This window comes from Kosakonia sp. R1.Fl, assembly GCF_023516815.1.
GTDB lineage: Bacteria > Pseudomonadota > Gammaproteobacteria > Enterobacterales > Enterobacteriaceae > Kosakonia.
In genome coordinates, this window is the sequence record NZ_JAMGSQ010000001.1 from 4,590,077 (window position 1) to 4,609,189 (window position 19,113).

Genomic DNA, 19,113 nt, shown 5'->3' on the forward strand with positions numbered 1-19,113 from the left:
GTCAAGGCTGCCTCATCCCAGTAAATACGGGCTCTGTAGCCTCCAGAGCCCATTTTCTACCAGTTATTACGACAACACGCTGACTGAAACTGCTTCATTTATCTGATTAATTGTTCAGCTTTCGATAAGATTTGTGCACCCGATCGCGCCGTCAGATCATAATTGTAAATATCTGTACGATACTGCGTCCGCCCGTCAGCACCGACAAAGGCCGTCAGGTAATACAGATTGACCGGGATATCATGACGAATATTGACATAACGCGTATCTCCCTGTTTTAGCGCATCCGAAATCCGCGTGTCGTTCCATCCCGCATCCTGTAACAGCATATTAGCGAGCTCAGAGGCTTTGTTGACGCGCACGCAGCCAGAGCTCAATGCCCGCGCCTCTTTCTGGAACAGATTATGGTTCGGCGTGTCATGCAGATAGATAGCGTCCGAGCTCGGCATATTGAACTTATAGCGTCCCAGCGAATTCTGCGCACCAGGAGCCTGCTGGAAACGGAACGGTAAGTTCGCAGGCGTTATGGTCGCCCAGTCAACCATGTACGGGTCAATCGCTTCCTTGCTGTTCCATCCTCGCAATACGGTGTAACCGTGGCGCTCAAGGTAAGTCGGATCATTCCATACCTTCGGGAGAATATCCTTACGCGCCAGTGTTGGCGGCACGTTCCACGGCGGGTTAACCACCACATTGTTCAGTGCGCTGCTCATCATCGGCGTTTTGCGATCCGGGCGACCCACAATCACCCGTGATGCCAGCACCTGGTTACCATTGAGGTAATAAACCAGCGAATATTCAGGAATGTTGACCATGATACCGGTCGAAAGCGTACCCGGCAGTAAACGCAAGCGCTGGATATTCAGCGCCAGTAATCCGGCGCGCTGCGACGGACTTACGTTCAGCCAGTCGCGCGTCCCCTGTCCAATCACGCCATCCGCATGCAACCCTTGCCATGCCTGGAAGCGTTTGACCGCTTCCACCAGCTGTCGGTCATATGCCGCGCGCGTCTGCGGCGCTTTTTTCACGTGCTGAGCTGAAGGGCTGACCGCGACGTTATCACCCGGTAAGGCGATATTTGGTCCGCCATCCAGCATACCGGTGCGCTGCAGGATCTCTCGCAGCGCCGGAATATCATTGCTCCATTGCCCCGGACGCAACGTTACCGTGCTAGTGATTTGCGGCCACGGACGCGAATCCCCTACCAGCGCCAATAGAGACTGGTGCATAGCAGCATACTGCGGGTGATGCGGTGCAAGATGATCGATAAAACCTGGCAGAGATCCATTGTCCAGCGCCAGTTGCCACTGGTTAATGACCGAAATGGCAGGCGTTGCGAGCGCATAAGGTTTGTCGCTGTAGAGCCAGCGCTGGCCCTTCGACTGGATACCCGAGACAAAGTGCAAATAACCCAGCATCGCGTCAGACAACACGACATCACGCGCCATGCCAGAAACCGCTGGATCGGTTAACAACTCAACCCAGGTTGTGAATTGCGGCTGAAACCCTGCAATCGCCACTTCAGCGAGTTGCTGCTGAAACGCCTGTACCGCGTCGCGGTTATCCCACATCGGTTTTTGCCCGCGCGCGGCGTATAACGCAGCGAGCTGATCCATATAGACCGGCGTCCAGTTGGCAGGTAATTGCGACTGAAGTTGTGTGCGCACATCGGCAACGGAAACGCCGGACGGGAAAGATTTAACGCCGATCAACATCGCCGTCGCAGGTGACTGTTCCTGCGGCTGCGGCAGCACGGTTGGCTGCTCACCTGGCGTCGCCGTGCTATCCACCGGCACGATTTCAGGCTCATCGGCCTGCACACTAAACAGTGGAGCGAATGCGAATGCCAGGCATAAACTCAGCGCCGACATTCGACGACCATACGACTTCTTAAGCAACATCCCTTGCCCCCTGTTTCTCTTACATTGCTCGTGACGAATTCGTCACCTTTCTCTCAGTATATAAAGACAAAAAAGCATTTGCCTTCCCTAATGTAAAGAAGTTTAAAGATTAAACGCGGGCTGGCAATAGCTTTCCGAAAACAAAAAGGGCGACATTGCTGTCGCCCTTTCGCATGAGGCTGATTTACGATGCATCCGCCGTGCCGGGAAGCGTTTCCGGAAGCTGAGCGGCAAAACCGCGCAAACCGACAACGTGCACATGTTCGTGATTTTGCACCACTTTACGCACAAGTTTGTAGGTGGTGCCTTTCTCCGGGCTGATATTTTCCGGTGCCGCGATAATGAGCTGCATTTCCAGACGTTCGCACAGCTCAAACAGTGTTGCGATAGAGCGGGCGTCCAGACGTGCGGCTTCATCAAGGAACAACAAGCGGCACGGAGAGATGTCTTTACCGCGCAGTCGACGCGCTTCGTCTTCCCAGCTCTGTACCACCATCACCAGAATCGACATCCCGGTACCAATCGCTTCCCCGGTCGACAGCGCACCAGATTCCGCGCGCAGCCAGCCGTCGGAACCACGGTTAACTTCCACTTCCATCTCAAGATAGTTGCGGTAGTCCAGCAACTCTTCGCCGATGGTTTGCGGCGTACGCTGACCCATATCGATTTGCGGATTCAGACGCTGATAAAGTTTCGCCAGCGCTTCCGAGAAGGTCAGGCGGCTGCTGTTAAACAGATCCTGATGCTGCTCGTGCTGTTCAGAAAGCACCGTCAACAATGTGGCATGGGTTTCCCGCACATTCACATTCAGGCGCACGCTATTCACCTGACCAAAGGAGACACTTTGCAGCCCCTGGTTCAGCATACGGATACGGTTCTGCTCGCGCTGAATGGTTTTACGAATAATGTTCGCCACGCTGCGCGAGCTGATCGCCAGCTTCTGTTCACGGGACGTCAGCTCTTCCGTCAAACGGCTAAGCTCGATCTCCATCTGTTCGATGGCTTCAACCGGATCATCGGTACGAATAATATCCTGGCGAATACGCTCACGAAGATGCTGATACACCGCGACAAAGAACTGGATTTTGCGCTCAGGGCGTTTCGGATCTTCCGAGAGACGCAGCACATCGCGTAAATGCTCGTTATCCGCAACCGCCGGACGCAGAGCACCGAGCGCCTTATCCGACATCGAGCGTAATTCATCGGCAGAAAGGTAGGCCAGCTCGCGGCGGTGCAGACGGCGTTCAACACCGCTGTCTTTCACCATGCGCATCACCGCGCACCATCCTGCTTTCGCGGTAACCACCTGTTCACGCATTTCATGGTAGTCACGTTCCAGGCGGCGTAATTTACGCGTCAGGTTATCCATCTCCGCTTCGCAGAAGGTGATGGCTTTTTCCAGCTGGTTACGACGGGCGCGGTTGCCTGAGAGCTGTGCATGCAGCTCGTCACGACGGATACGCGCCCGCTCTTCTGCTCCACTGTCGGCGCGAACGCCAATATCCTGCAGCTCTTTTTGCAGATCGTTGAGCAACTCTTTTTTGGTATCGAACGAACTCTTCAGCGAAGCCAGTACCTGATTGTACTGGCTGTATTGCGCGGCATGGCTGCGCATCGCTTCACGCGCTTTGGTGCGTTCCGCTTCTGCCTGTTCCAGACGCTGGCGCAGTTTTTCGTTGAGATCGTTATTACCGTTGAACATTTCAGCCGCATCGGAGTAGCTGAAGTGCGCACGGCGCTGTACCACTTCCGCCAGGGCGAATGCTTGTTGGCGAGCATCACGCTGCACCTGCTGTGAGGTGGCGTAATCCGCTTTTAACTGTTCAAACTGCTCCGGATCGCTTTGCAGTACGGAAACAACCGGTTCAAGTTTCGCCAGTTGGTTGCCAAACTGCTGGATAAATCGCGCCGCTTCCTGTGCTTCGTCCAGGCGTTCCTGAATTTCATCCACGCGATCGGCAAGGGTATCGTCAGCCAGCAGATTAATACGCGGCAGCAAGCGGTTAAGCTGGGCAACGCCCTCTTTCGCCTGTTCGAACTGCACGCGGTTTTGCTGGTTGTCATTTTCATGGTTGCTGATTGCACGCTCCAGCTCGCCACGACGGCTGCTGAGCGTGCGAATTTCCGCTTCCGGATCGTCCTCAAATGCCACCGCAAGGTGGCTACCGATAAAGCGGCTGAATGCCTGATGCAGGCGCTGCGTTTTCTGCACATCAAAAGAGAGCGTGGCAAAACGCTCTGCCAGCGCTTCACGCTCCGCATGCAGGCTTTCGATACGGCTTTCCCGCGCCGCGCGACCAAACAGCGGCAGCGTCGGGAAGCGTGAATAACGCCACTGGCGATCGGCGATTTTCACCACCACCGCTTTTTCCAGCTCATCAACGCTAAACACGCTGTCATCGAAGGATTGTGGGTCCCCTTCGATCAGATAGAGATCTTCCGGGCAGTCTTCCAGACCTTCCAGCATTTCGGCGACCTGCGACAGATCCGGCACCACAATCGCATGACGCGATGGCCCGTATAGCGCGGAGTAATACGGCGCGTCGTCAATGCTGACATCGTCATAGATTTCCGACAGCAGTACACCGCCAAAACGCTCCGCCAGCGCATTGAGACGGCCATCTTCGGCGCCGCCAGGCTGGCTTAAACGTTCGATTTCATCATCGACAGCACGTTTACGCGCGCCCACTTCATCACGCTCAACGATGGCTTCACGCTCACGCTCAAGCAGTTGTTGCAGATACTCTGTCACGTCCTGCCCGGACTCGAACTGCTCACCGCTTTGCTCGCACAGTTGCGTCAGATTGCTCTGCGCCGCCAACCATATCGGCGCACGTTTGGTCAGCGATTGAATACGAGACTGTAATTGTTCCAGTTCCTGGCGCATCGCCATGCGCTGCTCACCAGCGGCGGAAACGTTGTCAGAGAGTGCGGCGATTTGCGCTTCCAGTTCCTGATGCAGCGCTTCAAGATCGTCTGCGTCATACTGTTTGCCCTGGCGCTTGCAGAACTCAGCCAGCAAACGCTCGGCATCCTGCTGCTCACGCAGACGCTGTTCCAGCTCATTCAGGCGCATACGCAGCGGCTGTACCTGCTCGGCCAGATGGCGCTGGTTAACGCCATCACGCAGCAGCTCACGCGCTACATCCCAGGCTTCGTTACGCGCCAGCGGGCCGTTAATCGCCGCCACTAATTGGTACGCCTGCTCGAACTGACTGTGCGCGGTTTGCGCCACACTTAATTTCTGATCCAGCGACAGCAGTTTTTCCGTCGCTTCCTGCTCTTTCGCCTGGAAAGTTTCCAGCCATTCGTCGGCGCTTTCCGGCGTCAAATCCGGTAGATGACACAGCTCTTTCGCACGCTGTAACGCCTGCAACGCCTGGTTATACTGGATGGCGCGAGTTTGCTGGACATCCAGCGCTTGCTGGTAATCGGCAAGCTGGCTTTTCAGCTCATCCACTTCAAGCTCGGCGGCTTCCGCGCGGGCTTCGTTCTCTTCCTGACGCTCAGCAGCTTCGGCCACCACTTCATGCTGCTCTTCCAGGCGAACTTGCAGTTCGTCGAGGTCCGCTTCGTAGCGCTCGATTTTTTCCTGCTGGCGCAGCGCGGTTTGCACCAGATTCAGGTGATCGCTGGCAGCTTGATAGTCGGCCTCCAGATCCCCTTCCGCACCGCTATGCTCGGAGAGTTCGCGCGCCATATCGACATGCTTATACTGCTCTGCCGCCAGTTGCTGGCGCGAGGTAAACAGATCGCGACGAAATTCGAGCGCTTTGTCCAGATGCACCCGCCGTTCGTTGGCGTGGCGCATATAGTCCGCCGCCACATAGTTTGTCGCTTCGCTGATCAAATGCTTGAACAGGTCACGATCCGACTGGGTTACGCGAATCGCTTCCAGCGTCATGCGGTTTTCACGCAGCGCCGCTTCCATATCCTGGAACGCTTTGCGCACGCCGCTGTTTTCCGGCAGCAAATAGTCGCGCAGCGAACGCGTAATGGCGCTGGAGATCCCGCCGTACAGCGAAGCCTCAATCAGACGATAGAACTTGCTACGATCCGAGGCCGAGCGTAAACGACGCGCGACAATCCCTAAGTCAAACATCAGCGCATGGTAATCGGTGATGGAGTTGAACTGCTTGAACTGCACCCCTTCCATCGTATCCAGCTTGTCTTTCACTTCTTGCAGTGAAAGTACGCGCGCCTGCCGTTCATTCAGCGTTTCCGTCAGCAGTTGCGTCGGCAGCATTGAGGTGGGCAAGCCCTGAATCGCAAACGGTTTGATATCCACTTTGCGGTCGCGACCGGCGACCTGTTGCAAACGCACCCCCACCAGCACGCGCTGATGGCGCGAGTTGATGACATCCAGCACCGAATAACAGACACCCGCTTTCAGCTTACCGTGCAGGCCTTTATCACGAGACCCCGAGGTTGCGCCCGCTTCGGTGGTGTTACGGAAGTGCAGCAGCGTCAAATCCGGGATCAATGCCGTAACAAAAGCGGCCATTGTGGTCGATTTGCCGGCACCGTTGCCCCCGGAGAGCGTCGTCACCAGTTCATCCAGGTCAAACGTACGGGCAAAAAAGCCGTTCCAGTTAATCAGCGTCAGCGAACGAAATTTACCGCGATCAATCATTACTCTTCCTCCGAGCTATCCGGCTGATTATCTTCAGGCTCATCATTGAGCTGCAGATGGTTTTCGACAGGCATCGCTTCACCGTCGCGGATCATGCGCAGTTGCGCTTCACGCGCATCATCGCCCGAGCGTACATCGGCGCCAAAGCGGAATACGGATTCAGTGATACGGAACTTGCTGCTGTCGTTACCCATAAACCAGATCATGCCGAGACGGCGCAGGCGGTTCAGCGAGGAGCGCACCTTTTCCTGCAGTTTTTGTCGGTCAAGATCGGAACCGGTAGAACGGTTATTTACCAGCTTCAGCAGCTTCGCTTCATCCGCCAGCGACATCAGCTCGTCGTACAGCTCTTGTTGGGTGAAGATCCCTTCATTTGCCAGACGTTCCGGGCTGAGGTAGAGATAGCAAAGAATTTTGCCGACCATCATATCCAGCTCGGAGAGCACCGAACGCGGGATAAGCGTGGTGGAGCGCGGACGCAGATAGAAAAAACCTTCCGGTGCGCGGATCAGCTCAACGTTGTAGCGCGCGTAAAACTCTTCCAGATACTCCTGGAAATCCATTAAAAATGCGTGATTGTCCAGCTCGTCGAGGCCGATATGTCGCCCTGAGCGCAATGCGCTGTCCAGTGCCGGAAACAGAGAATTAGCCAACGCCTGTGCCAGTTTAACCGGCATCACTTGTTCAATATTTGTCGATGACATGCGCCTGTACCTTGGCTCCGTAATCATTAATCGGCTGCCACTTCGGCGGCAGTCCGGTGAAATCTGCTTGCGCTACGCCAAGACGTACCGCCTGATCAACCACGATGCGCGCAATGTCGAAATGACGAACGCGTGGATATTGCGCCAGATACTCGCGCGCCACCAGGCCGAGATCCAGCGGCACACCTTTGGTCTTATAAATTGCCAGTTGCTGCTCAATAAGCGCCGCCAGTTGCTCGCGGATTTCGTTAAACTCTTCGAACTCCAGATCCGGCGGCAACTCACCTGTGACTTCTTCATCACGCAGCGCCATCTCTTCATCGCGCATGTCCAGCAGCCTGTCGGCGCTGGCATAGGTTAACGCCCACGGCGCATCGAAATAGGATTGTACCGACTGACGCAAACGCTGAGCAAAGACGCGGTTCTTATCCATATCGATAGCGGTACGGATAAATTTGTGTACGTGGCGATCGTAACCAATCCACAGATCGATGGCCTGCTGGCCCCAGCTCACAATACGATCCAGCTTACTTTGCAGGTTGAAGACCAGTTGATCGAGGAATTCAAGATCATCGCGCCCAAGTGTCGCATCCTGAATGCTCAACAGGTTGGTCTGCAACTTATCCCCGGCGGCATCGAGCGTATCCTGCAGTTCGCGTAACGTACCGGAGGTTTCAGACAGCAGCAATTCACAACTGGAGATGGCCGCGCGCCAGTCTTTATTCAGCAGTTGTGCAATATCATCTTTGACCTGTTGCTGCTGTTCATCCATCAGGCGTTGAGTCAGATCGATGCTGTCAAAAATCTCCGCGACCGAGTATTTCAGCGGCGCGTAAACATTGCGATGCCAGTGAAATTCGTCTCCGCCTTCCTGTGCCGCGTCTGCGGCGCGTTTTAACTCGCTGGCCACAATGGAAAGCTGCATAGAAAGACGCAGCGTGGAGAACTCGCGCTGGCGAATGTAGTAGTCAGTAATGCCAATGCCCAGCGGCGTCAGACGGTAGATGGCATTGCCTTCCACCTGCTCACTGGTAAAGCGATTTAACAAACGCTGGCGCACCAGGTCGTTAATGGCGTTATTGGCACGCTGGGTAATGGTTTCACTGGTTTGCTCAAACGCATCACTCACATGGCGAAAGGCATCGACCAGTTCACCTTCGTTCATTTCCCCATCCAGACGCTCACCATTGAGCGTGGCGATGGCCAGCAAAAAAGAGAGCCTGTCGACCGGCAGCGAGATGGAGAAATCATTTTTCCTGGCCCAGGCAACCAGTTCGGGGACTGTCTGGGAAAATTCACTCATCGTTTGTCCTTTCATCGATTTGCGGCTTAAGCGCGGTCACGTGAATATAGCGGCCAAGGCTAATATAGGGTTCCTGGCGGCAATAGCGTGTTTCCAGTTCAAGTAACGCGTCAAAGCAGTCATGCTGCTGGTGTTTTTCGCGCAGATAATCGTGAAACACGCGCACACCCGTTTTGCCCGTTATCTGCCAGCCAATCTGTTCGAGCCAGCCATAAACATCCGCAGGAGCACGCGGAAAATCCGGGGAAAGGGTACGTTTTTTGCGCTTCGGCATACCGACTTTCACATAGTCAAAATTTCCTGCCACCATATTGTGCATCAGCAAGCCGTCGGCATTGTAAAACATTAACGACAACGCACCGCCTGGGCGCAGCACCGACCACAATATTTGCAGTACAGGAACCGGTTCTGCGACCCACTCCAGCACAGCATGGAACAATATCAGATCAACCGGCGATTCCAAATGCTGAGCAACGTCCTGAACGGCGCATTGTATAAAATGCATGTTACCGCTCACACCTTTCTCTTCGGCCGCCGCCTGGGCACGCGCGATCATCGCTTTCGACACATCACAGAGCGTGACGTGATGACCCAACTGCGCCATGCGAATCGCCGTCTGGCCTTCCCCGCCACCAGCATCCAGCACGCGCAATGGCTCGTTGCCCATCCGGGCCAACAGGGCATCAAGATCCTGCCACAAAATCGCCTGACGCAGCTGGCCTTTCGTCGTGCCGTAGATGTTGCGCGAGAACTTCTCAGCAATGTCGTCGAAATTGCGATCCTTCATGGGTGCTCCACGCTTCTGGCAAAACCGCTATTTTGTCACAGCCGTGCCGATAATGAACCCATCTGGTGTAAGATCGGCGCAAAAGGCCTGCTATATGGTCAAAAAGGAGACGGATACGGTGCTTTTTACTCTTAAAAAATACATCGGCGGCCTGATGCTGCCTCTGCCTTTTTTGCTTTTGCTGATCGGGCTGGGCATTGCGCTGATCTGGTTTAGCCGCTGGCAAAAAACCGGCAAAGTATTTATCAGCGTCGGGTGGCTGGTTTTATTGCTGTTGAGCATGCAGCCCGTTGCCGATCGCTTTTTACAACCGATTGAAGACACCTACCCCACCTGGCGCGGTACGCAGCCGGTAAAATACATCGTGATACTCGGCGGTGGTTACACCTGGAACGATGCGTGGGCGCCGAGTTCAAACCTGATTAATAACAGCCTGCCGCGCCTGACGGAGGGCATTCGTCTGTGGCAGGCCAACCCCGGTTCGAAAATCATTTTTACCGGTGCGGCGGCGCAAACCAACCCGGTCAGCACGGCGGAAGCGGGTGCACGCGTCGCTGAAAGCCTGGGCGTGCCGCGCAGTGCCATCATGACGCTGGATCAACCGAAAGATACCGAGCGGGAAGCGCTCGCGGTGAAAGAGGCGATTGGCGATGCGCCTTTCCTGCTGGTGACTTCAGCGTCTCATCTGCCACGCGCAATGATTTTCTTCCAGCGTGCTGGCCTGCATCCATTGCCCGCGCCGGCAAACCAGCTGGCAATTGCCTCTCCGCTTAATCCGTGGGAACGCATTATTCCCTCCCCGGTGTGGCTGATGCACAGCGACCGGGTGGGTTATGAAACATTAGGTCGTCTCTGGCAGTGGCTGAAAGGCAGCTCAGACCAGCCAGGGGAGCAGTGATTTTGAGGCAAGATCGAAGTTAGCGCGGTTAAACCGTCCGGTATTCACCAACTGCGCCACTTCATCCCATAACAGGTAAAGCCAGCGCCGCCACAGGAAGGATTCCGCAACCGGCGCGCGCTGGAGATAATGCCAGAGCAATCCTTCTGCCTGCGCACCTTCCACCAGCCGGAACAGTTCATATTCGCGCGGCGCCCAGAGCATAATGCCAGGCCCAACCATTGCCAGTAACTGGTCGCTGCGGGCATCCTTCAACATACTGCGCAAGTTAAAGCTGCCATGCACCAGCACACAGTTATCGTTAAAACCATCAAACAGCGCGGGCAGGCACTCGCGAGTACGAAACAGCACGCGCTTATCCTGCATCGTCAACCCGGTGTTGTGATACTGGTTGAGGGTGGTCCACAACACTTCCACGCGCTGGCGATACCAGGAGGGCCAGATATTTTCCTGGGTACTATCAACAGTGCCAACGCAACCGTGGCTATCCTGGCGGTGCCAGAAAAGCAACGCCTCAACGATTTGGTCTTTGAGTTGCTCCCAGCGCTCAGGCGTACGCGCTGGCGCTTCAACCGGTACGCCGCGTAAGCGTTCTATAAGCAACACATCCGGCCCCGGGTGCTCTTCGTGCGTCATGACGCCGTAAACAACCGGCATGCGAACAGCGCCGCCGCGCGCCAGCATTGATATCTTCCAGGCTAACTGTCGCGCAATGCCAGGCGTTGAGAAGCTTCGTGCCAGCAGTGGCATCGGATTACCCTGGCTGTCATACAGCGCCCAGAGTGCGGAATCCGGCTTTTCGCTGACGCACTCCATGCGGCTCAGTTTTTCACCCAACAGATGACTCAGTTCAGCGCGCAGTTGTTCCATAGCAGATTGCCCTCACAAAGATGACTGCTTTTATAATGAGCGCCGATAGCACAGATGTCATCCTGATGAGATCAAAACAGCATGAGAATTCCGCTGACAAGCGGCAAATCCCCTCCGGGTGGAGGGGATGGAAGGATTAACGCAGTTCCTGACGGACGCGCGCCAGATCTTCAGGGGTATCCACACCGGTGCCCGGCACCACACTGGCGACGGCGACGTGGATTTTTTCGCCGTACCAGAGGACGCGCAGTTGCTCCAGCATCTCTATCTGCTCAAGCGGGCTGGTTTGCCAACTGACATAACGGCGGATAAAACCAGCGCGATAGCCATAAATGCCGATATGGCGCAGGAAAGTATCGCCAATCGTCTCGCGAGATTGTGCGAAACGATCGCGATCCCAGGGGATCGTAGCGCGGGAGAAGTAGAGCGCGTAACCTTCGGCGTTCATCACCACTTTCACCGCGTTCGGGTTGAATGCCTCTTCCGCACTGTGAATGGGTACCGCCAGCGTTGCCATCCCAACATCACGCGCGGCAAGGTTTTCTGCCACCTGGCGAATAATCGCTGGCGGGATCATGGGTTCATCACCCTGCACATTGACGATCACGGTATCGTCGCTGAAACCGCATTTTTCCACGACTTCAGCAAGGCGTTCAGTGCCGGACTGATGATCGGCGCGGGTCATACAGACTTCACCGCCAACCGCCTGCACCGCATGCATCACCTCTTCGTTGTCCGTCGCCACGATAATACGCTCAGCGCCGGATTCACGGGCGCGCTCCAGCACATGCACCACCATGGGCTTACCGTTAATGTCGACTAAAGGTTTGCCGGGCAAGCGTGTGGAAGCATAACGCGCGGGAATGATAACAACGAAACTCATGGCCGGCTCTCTTCCGCAGTTAATGAACGCGCTTCGGTTTCCAGTAATACAGGAATACCGTCTCGCACCGGATAGGCGAGGCTGTCGATTTTGCAGATTAACTCTTGTTTATCCTGGGTGTAATTCAGTTTTCCGTTACACACCGGGCAGGCAATAATTTCAAGTAAACGGTGATCCATCTTTCCTCCTGCTACACCGATAATTAACGGTTTAAGCTTATCATATTCATTTCTTACGCCGCGTCTATTTCCAGCCCGGCGCAGCATGCAGCAAATAACCCCTCAGGCAACCGCGAGAACGTGACCCGCAGAGCTCCCTGCCAACGGGCAAACTCGGTAATGGCACCTGATAGCCCCTTTTCCAGCGAATGCCCGGGTTTAACGCCATCTTCCAGATACAGCGCAATAATCTCCAGCACGCCCGCTTTGCGGTGCATTTTTGCATCCATACGCCCCACCAGTCGCCCACGATGCAATAATGGCAACACAAAATAGCCGAATTGCCGTTTAGGGGCCGGGGTATAGCACTCCAGACGGTAGCTAAAATCGAACAGTTGCTCGGCTCGTTTACGATCCCATACCACCGGATCAAACGGTGAAAGCACCGCGCTGTGAGTAGCGGCAAGTTTGCCTGCCTGCGCCTGTTCAAGCTGCGGCAATAAAGAGGCATGCAGCCAGGCCGGGCCAATGTTTTCGACATTGACGGGATAAATGGTTCCCGCGTCCTGCATCTTCTCCAGCACTAACGGTAATGCCACTTTCCGCAAGCGATAGTAATCCGCCAGCCACTGCGCGCGAAACAGCCCTAAACTGCGGGCGCTGTTTTCCAGCATCTGATACTCCGCCGCATCTTGCGACAGCAGGTCGCGAGCATCATCCCAGTACGGCACAACACGCTGCGTTAAATCATAAACACGCTGAAAATTGCGACGTTCAACCACCATCACTTTTCCGGCCGTAAATAGCCCTTCCAGATGCCGCTTATGCGGCTTCCATTCCCACCAGCCGCTGGGTCCTTTACGTGGATGTTCAAAATCAGCCGAACGCACCGGGCCATTTTGCTCTATATGTGCAATGAGCTGCTCAATTTCCGCCGCATGTTCCTGCATCCACGCTTCGCGATACTTCCAGCCCATTTGATCTGGCGCCAGCATGCGATGGCGCACCAGTGCAAAGTCTTCACGCGGCAGAAAACAGGCTTCATGCGCCCAGTACTCCATCAGGTCACCGTTGCGCAGCGCATCATCAAGCCAATGCTGCGGATAGTGCCCAAGGCGGCTAAAAAGCACCAGATAAGGGCTGCGGGCAACAATATTGATGGTGTCAATTTGCAGCAGCGACATGCGCTGAATAGTGGAGAGAATATCGCCCGGTTTTGCCCGACGAGAAGGTTTACGTAATAGCCCCTGGGCTGCGAGATGCAGATGACGAGCAGCAGTCAGAGAAAGTTGCGGCACGGACATGGGAGTTCCTGTTTAAGTAACAGGGCGCGGCCGATGCGACCACCGTCAGCGCGCCAGAGTGAACAATTCCTGCAGTAATTCTTGCGCCTGCTCGCCCTCAAGCTGCGCGTCTACAGGCAAATACCACCAGTTATCCTCAGCAAAAGACCGACACTTAACTGCATCTTTTTCGGTCATCACCAATGTTTGTCCTGGTTTCACCAGAGGCTTTACATCATGCAGCGTTAACGCCTGATGATCGGCAAGCGCCACCGTCTTTTGCAGCGTCGCTCCGCACTCGGTGAGAGTAGCAAAAAAACGCGGTGGATGACCGATGCCTGCCATCGCAACGATATTGGTCAATGTGTGAACGTCACGGCGTTCGCCGGTAAACAGATTGACCGCCAACCCAGGCCGCAAACACATCGGGATCTCTCCCGCTCTGGCTACACCGCCGTTGGTAATGATGGCATCCACACTTTTTAAACGCGACGCCCGCTCACGCATCGGCCCTGCGGGCAACCACCAGCCATTGCCAAAACGCCTGACGCCGTCAACAACGACAATTTCCTTATCACGCGCCAGCTTATAATGTTGCAAACCGTCATCCGTAATGATCAGTTGTACCGAGTATTGCGCAAGAATCGCACTGACGGCGTCGCTTCTGACGGGAGAAACCGCAACCGGCGCGCCAGTGCGTTGATAAATCAGTACCGGTTCATCACCTGCCTGAGCCGTAGTGGTTTCGGGTGTCAGCACGAGCGGGTAACGATCCGCTTTACCGCCGTAACCACGCGACACCACGCCAACACGGATGCCACGCTGCTGTAGTTGCTCCACCAACCAGATGACAACGGGCGTTTTACCGTTACCGCCTGCCGTCAGATTGCCGACGACCACAACAGGAACCGGTGCACGCCAGGATTTTTTTAAACCAATGCGATAGGCGAAACGAATGGCACCGCTCACCAGGCCGTAAAGCCAGGAGAGCGGTAGCAACAGTAGCCACAGGCGGGATTCACCGGACCAGATGCGTGCAATCATTCGCCAAACTGCATTTTGTGAAGCTGAGCATAGACCCCACATTGTTCCAGCAGATCCGCATGGGTGCCACGTTCAACGATACGGCCATCTTCCACCACCACAATTTCGTCGGCCTGTTCGATGGTCGACAAACGGTGAGCAATCACCATTGAGGTACGGTTCTTTTGCAGCTCGTTCAGCGCGGCCTGAATGGCACGTTCAGATTCTGTATCAAGCGCCGAGGTCGCTTCATCAAGAATGAGGATAGGACTGTCGCGCAGCAGCGCGCGGGCGATCGCAATGCGCTGGCGCTGGCCGCCTGAAAGCAGCACACCGTTTTCCCCGATCACCGTATCCAGCCCCTCATCCATCTTATTGATAAAGTCATAGGCATAGGCCATTTTCGCTGCTTGCTCAATCTCTTCGCGGCTGTATGTTTCGGTACGTGCGTAAGCGATGTTATTGGCAACCGTATCATTAAACAGATGTACGTTTTGCGACACCAGCGCAACCTGGTCACGCAACGACGTGAGCTTATATTCACGTAAATCATGGCCATCCATCAGGATTTGCCCTTCGTCGACATCGTAAAAACGCGTGATCAGGCTTGCCAGCGTCGATTTACCCGAACCGGAACGCCCTACCAGTGCGACGGTTTTTCCCGCCGGAATCGTCAGGTTGATATTACGCAATGCTGGCGTTTCACGCCCCGGATAGGTGAAGGTCACGTTGCGAAACTCAATATCACCGCGCGCACGTTCAATCACCCGCGTGCCTTCGTCTTTTTCTTGCTCACTATCCAGAATCGCGAACAAAGTCTGGCAGGCCGCCATACCACGCTGGAACTGAGCATTGACGTTGGTCAGGGATTTCAATGGGCGCATAAGCGCGATCATTGATGAAAAGACAACGGTGATAGTACCCGCACTCAAGGTGGACATTACGCTTGGAAAACTGGCGGCATACAGCACAAACGCCAGCGCCAGTGACGCAATAAGCTGGATAACAGGATCGGAAATAGACGATGCCGAGACCATTTTCATGCCCTGCAAGCGCATCTTGTTGCTGACTTTATCAAAACGGCTGGTTTCTACTTCCTGGCCACCAAACATCAGCACTTCTTTATGCCCTTTCAGCATCTGCTCCGCACTGGTGGTCACTTGCCCCATCGTGTTTTGCATATTTTTACTGATGTTACGAAAGCGTTTGGAAACGACGCGAATCGCTATCGAAACGATCGGCGCCAGCACAATGAGAATCAGGGAGAGTTGCCAGCTGTACCAAAACATCATGATAAACAAGCCGATGATCGATGCCCCCTCACGCACGACAGTGATCAATGCGCTGGAGGAGGAAGAAGCGACCTGTTCAGAGTCATAGGTAATACGCGAAAGTAAAGTGCCTGTAGATTGTTTATCAAAAAATGAGACCGGCATGCCCATCATATGGCTGAACAGGCGACGACGCATGGTCATCACCACTTTTCCAGAAACCCAGGAAATGCAGTAACTTGAGATGTAGCTGGTGATGCCACGCAGGATCATCAGCCCAATAACCACCAGCGGCATCCACAGCAGCACAGAGCGGTCGGTTTTACCAAAACCATCATCCAGTAACGGTTTGAGCAGCGATAACATAAAGGTATCGCTGGCTGCGTTGAGGATTAACGCTATCCCCGACACGATCAGACCCGCTTTGAAAGGCGCAATAGTTGGCCATAATCGGCGGAATGTCTGCCACGTGGAGAGATCTTTGTCGTTATGCATTCAAAAAACCAGCACTTGTTGAAATAGCCGCATATTCTACCCGTTATCACTGGGGACGCCAAACCACTGATGATACCAACGCGGTAAAAGTTGATCTCGTAAACTATGGATTTCCCAGCCCTGTGACGTAAACGATACCGTTAACTGCCCTTGATGCGGTGTGTCGTACCAGCGATACCCTTGTTCACGGTAGCGGTCGATCACCTTTATTGAGGGAAATCGCCAGGCGTTGTAACGCGACGCCGACGCCAGTGCTGCTTCGCCGCCAATTCGCTGCACAAACGGCAGCGATGATGAACTATTGCTTCCATGATGAGGCACTTGCACTAGTGTAGACTGCAAATGCGTCCAGTAGTGGCTCAGCATCGCCATCTCACCTGCCGCTTCAATATCGCCTGTGAGCAGGAAGCTGTGTTGACCGTCATCGACTCTGACTACGCACGAATGGTTGTTTCCTTTCGTCCCGGTACCGCTTATCGGCCAATGAACGGTAAATGTTAATCCCTGCCATTGCCATTGCTGACCACGAAAGCATGGTTGGTGAGCAGCCCAACCCAGCGGGCTACGGATCCATAATTGCGGCCAGGCATTTATCAGTGAGTCCAGTCCACCGCGATGATCCAAATGTTCATGACTCAGAATAATGCCTTCAGGCTGTAAAGCATGCCAACGCAGCCATGGAATAATCAACTGTTGTCCACTATCGCCGCCCGGCCACGCGACGCCAGTGTCATAAAGTATCGCTTTGCCATTACGTTCAATCACCATTGCCAGGCCCTGCCCGACGTCGAGCATATGCACTGCCCACTCCCCCTGCCGTTCAGTGCGCCAGAACGGCAGAGTAAGCAATGTCAGGCATGCCAGACACAGCGCCGGGACACTCCGCCATAAATGCAAACGCCAGAAAATTAGCGTCAGCCACGGCAACCAGGCCAGCAACTGCCAGCGCATATCCACATTAAGCCAACCAGCAGGTAGCCAATGCAGAAAAGCAAACAGGAAATCCAGTGTCTTATCTGCAAGGTACCAGCAAGCCAACTCCCCCACCGCAGGACCGATCAAGTGCAGCAACATTGCCAGTAAAATGAGCGGTACAGTAACAAACGTTACTAACGGAATGGCCAACAAATTTGCCACTAACGAGCTCAGGCTTATACCGTGGAAAATTGACAACTGCACAGGGAGCAGCAGTAAGGTCATCCCCACTTGTAGATGAAGCAAATTAATACTGCTCTGGACCAGCCAGGTATGTTGTTTTGTTGAGGCTGGTAGCCATTGATACCAAAACAGCAGCGCGGCTACTGCGAAAGCGGACAGCCACAGACTGGTTGATAGCACGGCGAGGGGATCGGTGAATAAGATAGCGGCAATGCAACAAAGCCATACCTGCCAGGGCGACCACAATCGCCCGGATAGCCGTAACGCGGCCCAGACGCTAAGAGAAATAGCGGTACGCAATGCAGGCGGTTGTAGCCCGGTCAGCCAGGCGTAACTTACTGCAAACCCTACGCCAATAAGCAAGGGTAAACGCCAGTTAATCCAGCCGCCGGGAAAGAAACATTGTACGCCACGAATAATCAGCCAACCCAACATTGCCGCCAGAGCAATATGTAGCCCGGATATCGCCATCAAATGCGCAGTACCGGTCTGCCGCATGATCTCTTTGACACTGGCATCCAACGTTGCGCGTTCGCCCATCCCTAACGCAAGTATCACCTGCTGCCAGGGGTATTTAGTCAGTGTTTCGGTTAATGATTGCAGGTAGCGCGCGCGCCATGAGCACTGGGGTTCGGTCAGGCGGGCATCGATAAAACGGCCACTCAACGGCAGGTGGGAAGCCATTGCATAACGCTGCGTATCGAAACCGCCATCATTTAATTGCCCGTGAACGGCACGAGCTCTAATCGCCATCGTCCATCGCTGGCCGGTACAAACTGGCTCAGGCAAATACTGGCCATAGAGGCTTATTCCTACTGATGGAAACAAGCGCTTACCATCCAGACGAGTGATTTTTCCCCAATGCCGGGTCATATGATCCGTATCGGTAATTACCACTTCAGCCTGGTGAGTCGCACCAGCTATGTGCCCGGCAGGCCAGACAGCCTGCATTGCTGCCAGCACTCCCCATGCGAATGCAAGTAATGTGACGGCGCAGTAACGAAACAGACGAGGTCGAAAACACGCGAATAGACATCCGATGGCAATGAGAAACCACACACATCCTGTGGATGGTAGTGAAGGCATCCACTGTAATGGCAAAATGCCAATTATGAGGCATATCGCTAATGCCGGTAACGTCATGCATACCTCCTTGTTGCGTGGAGAGTATGCCCGCTGTCGCCAGTGTTTTCTGTTTGTAATAACCGTTTTGCGGTGCAGGCTGGTTGCTTTCGATGCACTTACAGAGCATCTGCAAAATTGTGCGAAGCAGCTTCAGAAATGAAGAGGTCAGAGAAACAAAAAAAGCACCTACAGGTGCTTTTTTCGTCAAAGTTAATTTCAGCGTGTAGCTAAAAATTACTCATAAATATTGGCGCGGTCGCGTAATTCTTTACCCGGTTTAAAGTGCGGAACGTATTTTCCTTCCAGATCCACTTTATCGCCTGTTTTCGGGTTACGCCCGGTGCGAGGTGCACGATAGTGCAGGGAAAAACTGCCGAAACCGCGGATCTCAATGCGCTCGCCCTGGGCAAGAGTAGAGGCCATATGCTCCAGCATCTCTTTTACAGCATCTTCCACAGCTTTAGCCGGAATATGCGACTGCTGGCTTGCAAGTCTTTCAATCAATTCTGACTTGGTCATGATTCCTCCGGTTTCCTTCAACGCAAAATTAGCTTTACTAGCTTTAACAAGGGCGGCCGTAGCCGCCCTTTGTCATTGATTACAGGACGAATCCTGTGATCT

General features: G+C 54.4%; 14 protein-coding genes. 1 reads left to right on the forward strand and 13 read right to left on the reverse strand.

Features of this window, described 5'->3' with window-relative positions:
* Positions 1-98: 98 nt before the first annotated feature.
* From ldtD to cmoM, 5 genes are all read right to left on the reverse strand, one after another.
* Positions 99-1,901 (reverse strand): L,D-transpeptidase, encoded by a 1,803-nt coding sequence (ldtD, locus tag M8Q36_RS21730; protein WP_249882339.1) that lies wholly within the window; start codon positions 1,899-1,901, stop codon positions 99-101.
* A gap of 184 nt (positions 1,902-2,085) precedes the next feature.
* Complete coding sequence (gene mukB / locus M8Q36_RS21735) at positions 2,086-6,534, reverse strand: chromosome partition protein MukB (RefSeq protein WP_249882340.1); 4,449 nt, start codon at positions 6,532-6,534, stop codon at positions 2,086-2,088.
* Positions 6,534-7,238, reverse strand: a complete 705-nt coding sequence (gene mukE / locus M8Q36_RS21740) for a chromosome partition protein MukE (protein WP_017456199.1) — start codon at positions 7,236-7,238, stop codon at positions 6,534-6,536. The genes mukB and mukE overlap by 1 nt, the downstream gene beginning before the upstream one ends.
* Positions 7,219-8,541, reverse strand: a complete 1,323-nt coding sequence (gene mukF / locus M8Q36_RS21745) for a chromosome partition protein MukF (protein ID WP_249882341.1) — start codon at positions 8,539-8,541, stop codon at positions 7,219-7,221. The genes mukE and mukF overlap by 20 nt, the downstream gene beginning before the upstream one ends.
* Positions 8,534-9,328 (reverse strand): tRNA uridine 5-oxyacetic acid(34) methyltransferase CmoM, encoded by a 795-nt coding sequence (gene cmoM, locus M8Q36_RS21750; protein WP_249882342.1) that lies wholly within the window; start codon positions 9,326-9,328, stop codon positions 8,534-8,536. The genes mukF and cmoM overlap by 8 nt, the downstream gene beginning before the upstream one ends.
* Positions 9,329-9,446: 118 nt before the next feature.
* On the opposite strand from cmoM, the gene elyC reads away from it, so the two are divergent.
* On the forward strand, positions 9,447-10,226 hold the full coding sequence (gene elyC / locus M8Q36_RS21755; RefSeq protein WP_249882343.1) for an envelope biogenesis factor ElyC: 780 nt from the start codon (positions 9,447-9,449) through the stop codon (positions 10,224-10,226).
* On the opposite strand, the gene M8Q36_RS21760 is transcribed toward elyC, so the two are convergent.
* The 8 genes from M8Q36_RS21760 to ihfB all read right to left on the reverse strand — a co-directional run bounded on the left by M8Q36_RS21760 (position 10,203) and on the right by ihfB (position 19,011).
* Entirely contained in the window at positions 10,203-11,096 is an 894-nt protein-coding gene (locus tag M8Q36_RS21760; RefSeq protein WP_045506688.1) for a YcbJ family phosphotransferase, read from the reverse strand. The two genes, elyC and M8Q36_RS21760, sit on opposite strands and share 24 nt — an antisense overlap.
* Before the next feature lie 136 nt (positions 11,097-11,232).
* Positions 11,233-11,979 (reverse strand): 3-deoxy-manno-octulosonate cytidylyltransferase, encoded by a 747-nt coding sequence (gene kdsB, locus M8Q36_RS21765; RefSeq protein ID WP_249882344.1) that lies wholly within the window; start codon positions 11,977-11,979, stop codon positions 11,233-11,235.
* Positions 11,976-12,158 (reverse strand): protein YcaR, encoded by a 183-nt coding sequence (gene ycaR, locus M8Q36_RS21770; protein ID WP_020457241.1) that lies wholly within the window; start codon positions 12,156-12,158, stop codon positions 11,976-11,978. Before ycaR ends, kdsB begins: the two co-directional genes overlap by 4 nt.
* 53 nt (positions 12,159-12,211) lie before the next feature.
* On the reverse strand, positions 12,212-13,441 hold the full coding sequence (locus M8Q36_RS21775; RefSeq protein WP_249882345.1) for a winged helix-turn-helix domain-containing protein: 1,230 nt from the start codon (positions 13,439-13,441) through the stop codon (positions 12,212-12,214).
* Between the two features lie 45 nt (positions 13,442-13,486).
* A complete protein-coding gene (gene lpxK / locus M8Q36_RS21780; RefSeq protein WP_249882346.1) occupies positions 13,487-14,464 on the reverse strand; it encodes a tetraacyldisaccharide 4'-kinase in 978 nt (325 codons plus the stop codon).
* Positions 14,461-16,209, reverse strand: coding sequence for a lipid A ABC transporter ATP-binding protein/permease MsbA (gene msbA / locus M8Q36_RS21785; RefSeq protein ID WP_249882347.1), 1,749 nt, complete (start codon positions 16,207-16,209; stop codon positions 14,461-14,463). Before msbA ends, lpxK begins: the two co-directional genes overlap by 4 nt.
* A gap of 36 nt (positions 16,210-16,245) precedes the next feature.
* Complete coding sequence (locus M8Q36_RS21790; protein ID WP_249882348.1) at positions 16,246-18,510, reverse strand: ComEC family protein; 2,265 nt, start codon at positions 18,508-18,510, stop codon at positions 16,246-16,248.
* Positions 18,511-18,726: 216 nt separating this feature from the next.
* A complete protein-coding gene (gene ihfB / locus M8Q36_RS21795; RefSeq protein WP_007374142.1) occupies positions 18,727-19,011 on the reverse strand; it encodes an integration host factor subunit beta in 285 nt (94 codons plus the stop codon).
* Between the last annotated feature and the right edge of the window lie 102 nt (positions 19,012-19,113).